The following is a 13,441-nucleotide window of genomic DNA, read 5'->3' as shown; positions in this document are numbered from 1 at the left end:
CCGGGTTCAAGCACGCGTGATCCGGGTTCGGGCACGTGCGGTCGTAGGGTAAGCGCGTGGTGATCGTGGGTGCCGCCATCGTGCGGAACGGACAGCTGCTGGCGCAGCAGCGGGCTTGGCCCGCCGACCACGCCGGGCAATGGGAACTGCCGGGCGGACGGGTCGAGGACGGCGAAAGCGACGAAGCCGCCTTGGCCCGGGAATGCCTGGAAGAGCTGGACGTCGCCGTGACGGTCGCGGGCCGGGTCGGGGACGACGTGCCGCTGCCGAAGGGGAAGGTGCTGCGGATCTACGCCGCTTCGCTGGTCAGCGCGGGGGTCGAGCCGCGGGCGGTTGAGCACAAGGACGTCCGGTGGATCTCCGCGCACGACCTCGACGACCTCGACTGGCTGCCCGCCGACCGGATCCTTCTGCCCGCCCTGCACGCCCTGCTCGCAAGTCCGTGAAGGCCTCCTTCCCCGCCGCCAAGGTCAGGGGCCCGGCAGAGTCGCATAAACGCCTGCCGGTGCCGGGCGATGTCCACAAAGGACGCCAGATGACAGGTGAATATCCGTTTGATGCCTATATATACGTTTTGCGGAGGGTCGTGAGTGGTAAGGACGGTTCTAACCCTCTTTATCACTCACGACAGTCCTTCGCAAAACGCCCGAATCGGGTACGGCCATCCCGAAGGTGTCCCCTGTGGACAGTCGAGAAGGTGTCAGGCCGTTGTGACGAGTCCTCCACCGCTCTCTCGACCAGCGGATAGACGACTTCGCCGGGACCCGGAGTCCCTCAAGGAGGCCTTCGCGGACCTTCAGCCGGCGCCGATGAGCCGCAGCGCGGACTGGAGCCGGTGCTCGCCCCGTTCCGCCGCCCGGACGGCACCCGCCTTGCGCACCCGCTCCAGCTCACCCGGGTCCGCCAGCAGTGCCAGCGCGCGCTCCCGGACCGGCCGCAACTCCTCGATGAGTGCCTCGGCGACGGCCTCCTTGACCTGGCCGTAGGAGTCGAACCGGTCGGCGAGGTCCTCGGGCTTCTCCTTGACGCACGCCGCGAGGATGTCCAGCAGATTCGCCATCCCCGGCCGGGTTTCCGGCGCGTAGGCCGGTGTCGACCCGCCGTCGGTCTTCGCGCGCTTGACCTTCCGGCGGACCTGGTCGGGCTCGTCGAGGACGAAGATCACCCCCGCCTCTTCCTTCGTCGACTTCGACATCTTCCGCGTCGGCTCGGCGAGGTCCATGACCCGCGCGCCGGCGGGCGGCAGCGCCGCCTTCGGCATGGTGAACACGTCGCCGTAGGTGGAGTTGAACCGCTTCGCCAGCGTTCGCGCCAGCTCGACGTGCTGCCGCTGGTCCTCGCCGACCGGGACCTCGTCCGCGCCCTGCAGCAGGATGTCCGCCGCCATCAGCACCGGATAGGTCAGCAGGGACAGCCGCACTCCGGCCCGGCCCTTCGACTTCTCCTTGAACTGGATCATCCTGGCGGCCTCGCCGTAGTTGCAGGTGCACTCCAGGACCCAGTTGAGGGCGCCCAGCTCGCGGGCGATGTCGGACTGCACGAACACGCGATCCGGCTCGATCCCGGCCGCGATCAGCACGGCCAGCTGTTCGGAGGCCATCGAACGCAGCTTCGCCGGATTGTGCGAGTTGGTCATGGCGTGCAGGTCGGAGACGAAGTACAGGTCGTCCGGCCCGCCCTCGTCCGCCCAGCGCCGGACGGCCCCCAGGTGGTTCCCGACGTGGACGTGGCCGGACGGGGTGATCCCGGACAACCTGATCATCTGCCTTCTTCCTTCCGGATTCGGGCCGCCCCGGGTCCGGGCACGAAAAAGGCCGCCCGGTGGGGCGGCCTGGTGGTGCGCTCGTCTGGTTCAGCGCAGGACTTCGGGGCCGCCGGAGGGCGGCCACCACTGGGCGTTCTGCGCGCGCATGTGGCTCATCCTACAGAGCGGCCCGCGTTTCGTCCTCTGGATGCGGTGGTTCGACGTCGAACCACCGCATCCAGAGGACGAAACGCGGGTGATTTCACTCATTACGGGCACGTAGCGTCAACACTTCATATCGGCCGAGGCAGTACACCCGTCATATTGGCGATGCGGGTCTACCTTCGACTCATGTTTGTCGTCCTGCTGACCTACACCGCGCCCATCGAAGAAATCGACTACGTGCTCCCGGACCACGCCGACTGGCTGACCAAACAGTACGAGAACGGTAATTTCCTCGCCTCCGGCAGGCGCAACCCGCGCATCGGTGGCGTGATCATCACCAAGCCCATGGCCAGGGGAAAGCTGGACGCGATCCTCGCGACCGACCCCTTCTCGATCAAGCACATGGCCGCCTACGAGGTGATCGAGTTCTCGCCGACCAGGACCGCGCCGGAGCTGCGGGCGATCAACGAGGCGGTGGTGCATTGACGATCTTCTAAGCGGCCTTCGCGATCTTCGTCTTCGCCTTTTTCAGGGCGAGGACGGGGCATTTGCCGCACCTCGACTTCGACCGGCAGCATTTCTTCTTGACCTTGCCGGACTTCATCCATTTGCGCACGAGCTTGTGCGGGTCATCGGGTAGTTTCTTGCCCACTCGCGCTCCTTCTCCGACCGGCGTCGGCGACCTCTACACGTTAGGTGAGCCTAACCGATCTGGGGGCGTGGGGCTGCTCACAGTCGGGCTACAGGTATCCTGGTGTGGTCCGCGTATGGCCAAAGTCGGCCGGGCGTGTCTCGAACGCGCGAGCGCGGGCACCACACCCGAACTTGAAACCTTTGGAGCCTTCGCGTGCCCGCAGCCAGCGCCACCGCAGTCGATGCCGGCCGCTCGTCCGGCAAGACCCGGCCCGACCTGCGCAACGTCGCCATCGTCGCACACGTCGACCACGGCAAGACGACCCTCGTCGACGCGATGCTCCGGCAGTCCGGCGCCTTCGAGGAACGCGCCGAACTCGTCGATCGCGTGATGGACTCCGGGGAGCTCGAGCGGGAAAAGGGCATCACCATTCTCGCGAAGAACACCTCCATCCGCCGCAAGACCGACGAGGGCATGGTGACGATCAACGTCATCGACACCCCCGGTCACGCCGACTTCGGCGGCGAGGTCGAGCGCGGCCTGTCCATGGTCGACGGGGTCGTGCTGCTGGTCGACGCCAGCGAGGGCCCGCTTCCGCAGACCCGGTTCGTGCTGCGCAAGACCCTCGAAGCCGGCCTGCCGGTCATCCTGGTCGTCAACAAGACCGACCGGCCGGACGCCCGGATCTCCGAGGTCGTCGAAGAGACCCACGACCTCCTGCTCGACCTGGCCGGTGACATCGAGGACGCCGATCTCGACGCGATCCTCGATCTCCCGGTCGTCTTCGCCTCCGCGCGTGCGGGCAAGGCGAGCCTCGAGCAGCCCGCCGACGGCGCGGTGCCCGAGAGCGAGAACCTCGACCCGCTGTTCGAGACCCTGATGCGCCACGTGCCGCCGCCCTTCGCCGACCGCGAAGGCCCGCTGCGCGCACTGGTCACCAACCTCGACGCCTCCAACTTCCTCGGCCGGATCGCGCTGATCCGCATCCACTCCGGCAGCCTGCGCAAGGGCCAGACGGTGGCGTGGATGCGCGAGGACGGCACCATCCAGAACGTCCGCATCTCCGAATTGCTGGTCACCGAGGCGCTCACCCGTGTCCCGGCGACCGAGGCGAGCGCGGGCGAGCTGGTCGCCATCGCCGGTATCCCGGAGATCACCATCGGCGACACCCTCGCCGACGTCGAGAACCCGGAGGCGCTGCCCCGGATCGCCGTCGACGAGCCCGCCATCTCGATGACCATCGGTGTCAACACCTCGCCGCTGGCAGGCCGCAGCGGCGGCGACAAGGTCACCGCCCGCCTGGTGAAGGCGCGCCTGGACCAGGAGCTGATCGGTAACGTCTCGATCCGTGTCCTGCCGACCGAGCGCCCCGACACCTGGGAGGTCCAGGGTCGTGGCGAGCTGGCGCTGGCCATCCTCGTCGAGCAGATGCGCCGCGAGGGCTTCGAGCTGACCGTCGGCAAGCCGCAGGTGGTCACGAAGATGATCGACGGCAAGCTGCACGAGCCGTTCGAGCGCCTGTCGATCGACTCCCCGGAGGAACACCTCGGCGGCATCACGCAGCTGCTGGCCGCTCGCAAGGGCCGCATGGAGCACATGGGCGGGCACGGCACCGGCCGCATCAAGCTCGACTACGTCCTCCCGGCGCGTGGCCTGATCGGCTTCCGCACCGACTTCCTCACCGAGACCCGCGGCACCGGTATCGCGAACCACGTGTTCGAGGGGTACTTCCCGTGGGCGGGCGAGATCCGCACCCGTCACTCCGGTTCGCTGGTCGCCGACCGGTCCGGCCCGATCACCGCGTACGCGATGATCCAGCTGGCCGACCGCGGCACCTTCTTCGTGGAGCCGGGCGCCGAGGTGTACGAGGGCATGGTCGTGGGCGAGAACCCGCGTGCCGAGGACCTCGACATCAACATCACCAAGGAGAAGAAGCTGACCAACATGCGTCAGTCCTCCGCCGACGTGATGGAGACGCTGGCCCGCCCGCGCAAGATGGGCCTGGAGGAGGCGCTGGAGTTCTGCTCCGTCGACGAGTGCGTCGAGGTCGCCCCCGACGTCGTCCGGATCCGCAAGGTCACGCTGGACGTCAACCAGCGCGCCAAGGAGCGCAACCGCAACAAGAACCGCGGCTGACCCCGCTCGTCCCACGCCGGAGGGCGCCTGCTCACTCACCGTGAGTAGGCGCCCTCCGGCGTTTTCGGGTCCAAATGTGGTCACGCACCGTATTCGGACGGGCGTTCTTCGTTAAAGAAAGGTCCTTTCCCGACAATTTCGATGGAAAGCCGATCTCCTTTTCTGACGGTGTTCACATCACCGGAACACCCGGACGGAACGGCGACGGAGCGGCCACGCGCGCCGGGCGGCGAACGCGGTTCCGGGCGGGCGCGAAACAAAAGACGCTAAATGCGTCCGGATAGGACTCCCGGTCGCGATCGTTTCGGACATCAATCGTGCGCTGGCGAACATTCCGGCGGCCGTTCCGGAATGTTCCGGGTTTGCGGAACCGATTGCCGCGCGAGCGCGCTTCGGCGCGTCCGAAAAGCCTCGGCTCGGCAGGAACCCCGGGGGCCTCCCGGACGTCCACCGGAGGAGGACGGCATCCGGTCGGGCGACGGCCGGGCCGATATGGGAATCTCGCTGCCGAGGCCATGGCCGGCGTGATAGCTCTATGGCGACCAGGCGAGGGACAAACCAGGAGGATCCAGGCGTGCGGTCACCGACCACAGCGGCGTCCATGCTGGCGTGCGCGGCCGTGCTCCTCGCCGCCTGCAGCAACACCCCACCCCCGCCCGTGGTCAGCTCCTCGGCCTCCCCGGTGAGCACGTCGACCACGAAGACGCCTTCGCAGGTGGTCGTGGGTGTCGACGCCGTCCTCGGCGGCTACAACCCGCACAACCTCGCCGACGCTTCCCAGGTCACGTCGGCGCTTTCGCAACTGCTGCTCCCGTCGGTGTTCCGCCCGAAGGACGACGGAAGCTTCGAGCTGGACAAGAACCTGATGAAGTCCGCCGAGGTCGTCTCGCAGCAGCCGTTCACGGTCGCGTACACGATCCGCCCGGACGCCTCCTGGTCCGACAGCGCGCCGATCGCCGCCGAGGACTTCGCCTATCTCCGCGAGGCGATGCGCGACCAGCCGGGCGTCATCGGCGCCGCCGGCTACCGGCTGATCTCGGATATCCAGTCGCGTGAGGGCGGCAAGCGGGTCGAGGTCACCTTCGCGAAGCCGTATCCGGGCTGGCAGACGCTCTTCGGCAACCTCCTGCCCGCGCATCTGCTCAAGGACGCCCCGAACGGGTGGCAGGGCGCGCTGGCGACGACGTTCCCGGCGGTGGGCGGCCCGTACTCGATCAAGGGACTCGACACCGCGCGCGGAGAGATCACCCTGGAGCGCAACGAGCGCTATTGGGAGAAACCCTCCGCCCTCGACCGGATCGTGCTCCGTGCGGCCGATCAGGACGGCACACTGGCCGCCCTGCGCAGCGGCAACGACCAGTTCGCGATGACCAGGACCGACGGCACCGGCCTCAAACGGCTCGGCGAGCTCGGCTCCGCCGTCCAGTTGCACACGGTCGCGCGTCCCACGGTCGCGCAGATCCTCCTTCGGCCGGTGAGCTCGACGCTGTCGGATCCCCAGGTGCGCGAAGGCGTCACCGCGCTGATCGACCGCGGCAAGCTGATCACCGAGGCGACCGACGGCGGGCCGTCCGACAAGCTCCGCGCCGACGCGCAGGTCCGCGTCCCGTCGGCTCCCGGTTTCCAGCCGACGATCCCGGCCCCCGGCCCGCCGTCGGCGGCGGATCCCGCCAAGGGCGAGGAACTGCTCAAATCCGCCGGATACACCAAGGAAGCGGGCACCTGGCGGAAGAACGGGAAGAACCTTTCGCTGGTCGTGGCCTCGCCCGCCAAACAGGAGCCGTACGCGACGATCGCCAAGGAGCTGACGGCGCAACTGGTGGCCGCGGGGATCGAGGTCAACGCGATCGCCCCGCAGCCGAGGGAGCTCTTCTCGACGATGCTGGCCATGCCGGTGCTCAACGGGATCCAGCAGACGACGCCGGAGGGCGCGGGCAACGTCGGTATCGACATCGCGGTGATCGGCCAGGTCACCGGCGGTGCGGACGTCGCTTCGGCGCTGGCGTCCACCTTCGGCTGCCGTCCGGATCAGCTCACCGACAAGACCAAGGCCGTCGTCCCGGGGAACCCGCTGGGCTTCTGCGATCCGGCCCTGCAGGCCCCGATCGACGCCGCGCTGACCGGCGCCACCTCGGTGGCCGACACGCTTTCGGCCCTGGAACCGGAATTGTGGCGTCGGAATGTTGCCATTCCGTTGTTCCAGCTGGCCGATACCCTCGCCATCGGCTCTGGTATTTCCGGAGTAACCGCTGGTCCTCCTATGGTGGGCCCTTTCGGGTCCGCGGTGAACTGGACACGGGGTCCGAAGTAGCCGTTTCGAGTCCGAGTCGGACCCTGGAGGGTGACGTTTCCCGGCACGTTCGAGTGGTGGACTGATTCCTCAAGGTAACCACTGTATTTCTTGATGTCAGCCGCAAGTTACCCTTTGGTCACGATCCCTCCGTAACTGGTGACTGTTCGTGCATTTCCTTTCTAGCGTGCACCGGCAGTGCGCCAAATGAGTGTTGCTTGGCGTGTCATAGGCTCCGGGCCATCTCACCGGAGCGGTGTGGGGTCCTGTTCCGATCTCAGGAACCCAGTGCTAGGAGGGCACACTTCATGAGGAAGTCCAAGGCAGTCTCCGCCTGGTCGCTGGTCGCGGCCTCCGCGCTTGCGCTGAGCGCATGCAGCGGTGGCGACAGCGGCAGTACCGACCCCAACGGGTCATCGACCGACATCAAGAGCATGGCGACCGGCAAGGCGCAGAACGGCGAAAACTTCAAGCTCGCGGACACCCCGGGGTACGAAGGCACCGTCACGGTGGGCATCGACGACGGGTACTCGGGCTACAACAACGACACGCCTGACACCAACTCGTCGTACAACACCTACATCCTGACCGCCGTGCTCGCGGGCGCCGACGTGCTCGACGGCAACAACAAGGTGCTGCTGAACAACGACGTGTTCGACTCCTGGGAGGTCACCTCCAAGGAGCCGCAGACCGTCGTCTACAAGATCAAGCCGAACGTCAAGTGGTCGGACAACGAGGCGTTCGACTGCGACGACATGTACCTGTCGTGGCTGGCGCACTCCGGCAAGGCGAAGACCGCCGACGGCAAGCAGGCCTTCCTCGCCGCTTCGACCACCGGCTACTCGCTGATCAACGAGGCGACCTGCAAGGACGACCTGACCTTCGAGACCAAGTACACCGAGCCGTACCTGGACTACAAGGGCCTGTTCAACTCGACGGCGATCATGCCCGCGCACATCGTCGAGAAGAACTCGGGCGTCGCCGACATCACCAAGCTGACCCCGACCAGTGACGCGGCCCAGCTGACGAAGGCCGGTGACTTCTGGACCAACGGGTTCAAGGGCTTCAAGGCCGAGGACATGCCGGGTTCGGGTCCGTACAAGATCACCGCGTTCGACGCCAACCAGAAGGCCGTCACGCTCGAGAAGAACCCGAACTGGATCGGTGGCAAGGGTGGCCCCTCCAAGATCGTCGTGAAGGCGATGGAGGACACCAAGGCCATGGCGACCGCGCTGCAGAACGGTGAGATCGACATCGCCGCTTCGACCCAGCCGGACGCCACCGCGGCGAACACCATGAAGGGCCTCGCGGCCCAGGGCATCACCTACGGTTCGGCCTCGCAGCTGACCTTCGAGCACTTCGACCTGAACTACAAGCGCATGTTCAAGGACAAGTCGCTGCGCAAGGCGTTCTTCGAGGTCGTCAACCGCCAGGAGATCACCGACAAGCTGCTCAAGGAGGTCCAGGCCGACGCGACCCCGCTGAACAGCATCGTGTTCATGCCAGGTGAGCAGGGCTTCAAGGACCTGTACAGCAGCAAGGCCGGTCTGGGCGCCGAGGCCGCGGCCAAGACGCTGACCGACGCCGGCTGGGTCAAGGGCGCCGACGGCATCTTCGCCAAGGACGGCCAGCGCGCGTCGTTCAAGATCACGCACAACCAGAACGCCCGTCGTACGCAGACCGTCGAGATCGTCATCTCGCAGGCCAAGCTCGCCGGTATCGAGATCACCGACGAAACGGACGCCAACTTCCTGAAGGGTGGCCGTCTCGCGGCGGGCGACTACGACGTCGCGCTCTTCGGCTGGTCCGCCGCTCCGTTCAAGGCCGAGCAGAAGTCGATCTACATCACCCGTGTCGACGACAGCAGCCAGAACTACCAGGGGCTGTCGAACCCGACGATCGACTCGTCCTTCGAGGCGGCCGTGAAGGCCACCGACGAGGCCGTGCAGCTGGAGAACTACCAGAAGGCCGACCAGGCGATCGCGGACGAGTACGCGACGCTGCCGCTGTTCCAGACCCCGTCCATGTGGGCGTTCAAGGGCATCGACCGCACTTACATGCAGTCGTACAACGGTGTCCTGTGGAACGTCGGTGAGTGGGAGCAGAAGAAGTAGGGCTTCCGCCCCGCTTTTTCACCACTCGCTTACGCAATCGGAGGTGGTACGGGGTCCGGCCAAAAGCCGGGCCCCGTACCCGCCGGAAGTAGCTGTTGACCGTAGGGTTACCGCCACTACGGTGGACAACCGGGCAGCGGTCCAGCACTTCGGCGGCCAGGCCCGGATGAGGAGCAGTTCGTTGAACCTGGTGATCTACATTCTTCGCCGTCTGGCGATATCGATTCCCGTCCTGCTGGTCGGGACTTTCCTGTGTTTCGTCATGGTCGCCGGCACCGGCGACCCGCTGGGCGAGCTGAGAAGCAATCCTGCCATGAGTCAGGAGACCTTGAACCAGGTCGCCAGTCAGCTCGGTCTCGACAAGAACATCGTCCTTCGGTACTTCGACTGGCTCGGCGCGTTCGTGACGGGCGACTGGGGCATCTCGATCGCCCAGGGCAACGCGCTGGCCCCGGTGTTCCCGAAGGTCGTCGCCGCGTTCGAGGTCACCGCCAAGCTGGTGATCGGTGCGGAACTGCTCGCGCTGGCACTCGGCGTTCTCGTCGGTGTCGTCGCGGCGGTCAAGCAGTACTCGATCATCGACTACATCGCCACGACGGTGGCGTTCCTGCTGTTCTCGATGCCGATCTTCTGCGTCGCGATCGTGCTGAAGAACTCCGCGATCGAGGTCAACGGCTGGGTCCGTGATCTGGGCCTTACCGATGTTCTCGGTAACCCGTGGATCCGGACCACCAGCCCGGAATCGCTGAACTTCGACGGTCCGGGTGGTTTCCTCGCCAGCTATGTCGGTGCGTACCTGCTGCCGACGCTGTCCATCATGGCGATCAGCTTCGCCGCGTACAGCCGGTTCCAGCGGGCTTCGATGCTGGAGACGCTGAACGCGGACTACGTCCGGACAGCGCGCGCCAAGGGCCTCCCCAATGGGCGGGTCATCTTCCGGCACGCCTTCCGAAACGCTCTCATTCCGGTGACCACCTTGTTCTCCGTCAACTTCGGTGCCGTGCTCTCGGGCGCGATCATCACCGAGACGGTGTTCAACTGGAATGGCATGGGCAAGCTGCTTGTCGAAGCCGTGACCAAGAGCGATCCGCAGGTGATGATGGGCTGGCTCGTGGTCATCGCCACCAGCATCATCGTCGCCAACCTGATCGCCGACCTGATGTACGGCATCCTGGACCCGAGGATTCGCGTTGGCTGACTTGAACTCCCTCATCGAGGCGGATGACGCCGCCGCCGAAGGCAAGCTTCCCCCCGAAGCCCTGCCGGAGCCGCGTAGCCAGGGCAAGCTGGTCCTGCGCAAGTTCCTGCGGCACAAGCTGGCGATGGTCTGCACGGGGGTGCTGCTGCTCCTGGTGCTGACCGTGTTGATCATGCCGATCTTCTGGCCGTACGACTACGAGGACAGTTCCTTCCCGTCGTTCGCCAGGCCTAGTGCGGACTATCCGCTCGGGACGACACAGGTCGGCAAGGAGATGGTGTCGCAGATCCTGCGCGGCACGCAGTACTCGTTGCTGATCGCGCTCATCGTGTCGCTCGTCGCCACCACCATCGGCACCGTTTTCGGGGCCATGGCGGGATATCTGCGCGGCTTCACCGATTCGGCGATCTCACGTGTCACGGACCTGTTCCTGATCATCCCGCAGATCGCCGCCGCCGCCATCCTGGCGAAGGTGTTCGGCGGCGGTGCTTGGTACATCGTCGCGTTGGTGCTGGCCTCCTTCGGCTGGATGCCGATCGCCCGTATCGCCAGGGCCGAAGCGATGTCGCTGTCCCAGCGCGAGTTCGTGGACGCCGCCCGCGCGTCCGGCGCGGGGACGTTCCACATCGTGTTCAAGCACCTGGTGCCGAACATGGTCGGCCTCATCACGGTCAACGCGACCCTCGCGGTCGCGCAGGCCGTGCTGATCGAGGCGGCACTGTCGTTCATCGGGCTCGGGGTGCAACTGCCGGACACGTCGCTCGGCCGCGTCATCCTCGAGAACTACGCGCAGCTCCAGGCGCGGCCGGCGCTGTTCTTCGGCCCGTTCGTCGTGCTGGTGCTGATCTCGCTGACGATCAACTTCATCGGTGACGGCCTGCGGGACGCTTTCGACCCGCGGCAGCGCCGCCAGAAGGCGTAAGGCCCTCTTTAGCGCGTGAAGGCCCCCTTCCCTCGGCTCAGCCGAGGGAAGGGGGCCTTCACGCGCTGCGGGGCATTCGTGCACCGTGACAGGTGTCGCGAAAGCCACTTTCGGGACACGCTGCCAGGTCCCTCTAGCGACTCCAGAGGAGCGAAGGCCTCCTTCCCTACTTTGAGGGTAGGGAAGGAGGCCTTCACGGACCGGGAGCCGTAACTCGCGTGATCAGAGCCGTAACTCGCGTGCTTGGAGGCGTAACTCTCACATCTGTCCGGAGACACGCGAGTTACGGCTCCAGACACGCGAATGCCGCCTTCAATCACGTGAGTTACGGCTCCAGACACGCGAGTGGCGTCCAGATACACAAAGGCCTCCTTCACCGCGTCCAGCGCGGTGAAGGAGGCCTTCACGGAAACGTCAGTCGGCCACCGGGGCCAGCTTGCCCGCCTCCCAGGCCGCACGCCGCTCGGCCTGCAGCACCGGGTCCGCGACCGGGGCGGCCGACAGCAGGCGACGGGTGTAGTCCTCGCGCGGCGAGTGCAGCACCTGGTCACGCGTGCCGACCTCGACCAGCTTGCCGTGCTGCATCACCGCGACGCGGTCGGCCAGCAGGTCGACGACGGCGAGGTCGTGGCTGATGAACAGGCAGGCGAACTGCAGCGAGCGCTGCAGGTCCAGGAACAGGTCCAGCACCCGCGCCTGCACCGACACGTCCAGCGCCGAGGTCGGCTCGTCCGCGATCAGCAGCGCCGGGTCGAGCGAGAGCGCCCGCGCGATGGCGACGCGCTGGCGCTGGCCGCCGGACAGCTCGTGCGGGTAGCGGTTGCGGTAGTGGCCGCCGAGCTCGACCTTGTCCAAAAGGGACGCCACACGCTCGTTCAGGGCCTTGCCCTGCAGGAACTTGTGCAGCACCATCGGCTCGGCGATCGATTCGCCGATGGTCATCTTCGGGTCCAGTGTGGACGCCGGGTCCTGGAACACGATCGAGAAGTAGCGGCGCAGCGGGCGCAGCTCCTTGTTCGACATGTTCGTGATGTCCTTGCCCGCGATCGACACGGTGCCCGCGGTCGGGGTCAGCAGGCGGATCGCGCACCGGCCGACGGTCGACTTGCCGGAACCGGACTCGCCGACCAGGCCGACGATCTCGCCCTTGGCGATGCTCAGCGAGACGTCGTCCACCGCCCGGTTCTTCGCCTGGCCGCGACGGCCGGGGTACTCCAGCACGAGGTTCTTGATTTCGAGCGCGGGCGCGTTCTCCTCGATCACCGCGGCGAGCTCGGAGTCCTCGAGCCGGATCTCCTCGGCGATCTTCGTGGCCTCGTCGCTGTCGGCGGAGATGCCCTCCTCGAGCAGGCGGCGGCCTTCCGGACGCTGGCCGAGCACGGGGACCGCGGCGAGCAGCTTGCGGGTGTACTCCTGCGACGGCGACGCGAACAGCTCGCGCACCGGCGCCTCTTCGACGATGTTGCCCTGGTACATCACGACCACGCGGTCGGCGAGGTCGGCGACGACACCCATGTCGTGCGTGATCAGCACGATCGCGGTGTCGAGGGTGTCACGCAGCTTGCGCAGCAGGCCGAGGATCTCCGCCTGCACGGTGACGTCGAGCGCCGTGGTCGGCTCGTCGGCGATGATGACCTTCGGGTCGCACGAGATCGCCATCGCGATGACGACGCGCTGCCGCAGACCGCCGGAGAGCTGGTGCGGGTACTGCTTGAAGCGCAGCGGCGGGTTCGGGATGCCGACCATCTCCAGCAGCTCGATGGCGCGCTTGTCGGCGGCTTCCTTCGAGATGTCCTGGTGCGAGCGGAGCGCCTCGCGCAGCTGCCAGCCGACGGTGTAGACCGGGTTCAGCGCGGTCATCGGCTCCTGGAAGATCATCGCGACCTGGTTGCCGCGGATCTTCTGGAGGTCCTTCTCCTTGAGGTCGGCCAGGTTGCGGTCGCCGAGGCGGAGCTCGCCCGCGATCCGGCTCGTCTTCGGGAGCAGCCCGAGCACCGACATCGAGGTCACCGACTTGCCGGAACCGGACTCGCCGACCACCGCGACGATCTCACCCGGTTTGACGTCGAAACCGATGCCCTTGACGGCGTTGACCACGCCCTCGTCGGTCGGGAACGAGACGCTCAGGTCGGAGATGGACAGAACCGAACCCGACACGCCGCCGAGGTCCGACGATGCTGCTTCAGTGCTCACCAAGATGCCCTTCGTGGGGGTACTTATAAGTCACGGCGCAGTGCC

Annotated in this window: 10 protein-coding genes; 7 read left to right on the top strand and 3 right to left on the bottom strand. The window is 66.6% G+C overall.

What is annotated here, in order from left to right:
• Positions 1 to 56: 56 nt before the first annotated feature.
• Positions 57 to 446, top strand: a complete 390-nt coding sequence (locus tag AC069I_RS20665) for a (deoxy)nucleoside triphosphate pyrophosphohydrolase (RefSeq protein WP_478226275.1) — start codon at positions 57 to 59, stop codon at positions 444 to 446.
• A 350-nt stretch (positions 447 to 796) separates the two neighbouring features.
• On the opposite strand, the gene trpS is transcribed toward AC069I_RS20665, so the two are convergent.
• The gene (trpS, locus tag AC069I_RS20660) at positions 797 to 1,762 is read right to left on the bottom strand and encodes a tryptophan--tRNA ligase (protein WP_478226276.1); all 966 of its coding nucleotides are present in this window, start codon (positions 1,760 to 1,762) and stop codon (positions 797 to 799) included.
• Between the two features lie 333 nt (positions 1,763 to 2,095).
• Between trpS and AC069I_RS20655 the strand changes: the two genes are divergently transcribed.
• Positions 2,096 to 2,395 (top strand): YciI family protein, encoded by a 300-nt coding sequence (locus AC069I_RS20655; RefSeq protein WP_478226277.1) that lies wholly within the window; start codon positions 2,096 to 2,098, stop codon positions 2,393 to 2,395.
• 7 nt (positions 2,396 to 2,402) lie between these two features.
• On the opposite strand, the gene AC069I_RS20650 is transcribed toward AC069I_RS20655, so the two are convergent.
• Positions 2,403 to 2,561 (bottom strand): hypothetical protein, encoded by a 159-nt coding sequence (locus AC069I_RS20650; protein ID WP_007028942.1) that lies wholly within the window; start codon positions 2,559 to 2,561, stop codon positions 2,403 to 2,405.
• A 195-nt stretch (positions 2,562 to 2,756) separates the two neighbouring features.
• On the opposite strand from AC069I_RS20650, the gene typA reads away from it, so the two are divergent.
• From typA to AC069I_RS20625, 5 genes are all read left to right on the top strand, one after another.
• Complete coding sequence (gene typA, locus AC069I_RS20645) at positions 2,757 to 4,679, top strand: translational GTPase TypA (protein ID WP_034305906.1); 1,923 nt, start codon at positions 2,757 to 2,759, stop codon at positions 4,677 to 4,679.
• 601 nt (positions 4,680 to 5,280) lie between these two features.
• On the top strand, positions 5,281 to 6,990 hold the full coding sequence (locus AC069I_RS20640; RefSeq protein WP_478226407.1) for an ABC transporter family substrate-binding protein: 1,710 nt from the start codon (positions 5,281 to 5,283) through the stop codon (positions 6,988 to 6,990).
• Between the two features lie 287 nt (positions 6,991 to 7,277).
• Positions 7,278 to 9,083 carry an ABC transporter family substrate-binding protein gene (locus tag AC069I_RS20635; protein WP_478226278.1) on the top strand — a complete coding sequence of 602 codons (1,806 nt, stop codon included), beginning with the start codon at positions 7,278 to 7,280 and terminating at the stop codon, positions 9,081 to 9,083.
• Positions 9,084 to 9,264: 181 nt separating this feature from the next.
• Positions 9,265 to 10,281 (top strand): ABC transporter permease, encoded by a 1,017-nt coding sequence (locus AC069I_RS20630; protein ID WP_478226408.1) that lies wholly within the window; start codon positions 9,265 to 9,267, stop codon positions 10,279 to 10,281.
• Entirely contained in the window at positions 10,274 to 11,203 is a 930-nt protein-coding gene (locus tag AC069I_RS20625) for an ABC transporter permease (RefSeq protein ID WP_478226279.1), read from the top strand. The genes AC069I_RS20630 and AC069I_RS20625 overlap by 8 nt, the downstream gene beginning before the upstream one ends.
• Before the next feature lie 414 nt (positions 11,204 to 11,617).
• Here the strand turns inward: AC069I_RS20625 and AC069I_RS20620 are convergent, their stop codons facing one another.
• Positions 11,618 to 13,396, bottom strand: a complete 1,779-nt coding sequence (locus AC069I_RS20620) for an ABC transporter ATP-binding protein (RefSeq protein WP_478235185.1) — start codon at positions 13,394 to 13,396, stop codon at positions 11,618 to 11,620.
• Between the last annotated feature and the right edge of the window lie 45 nt (positions 13,397 to 13,441).

Source organism: Amycolatopsis sp. NPDC043885 (assembly GCF_056435685.1).
This window is presented reverse-complemented; position numbering and strand designations above follow the sequence as displayed.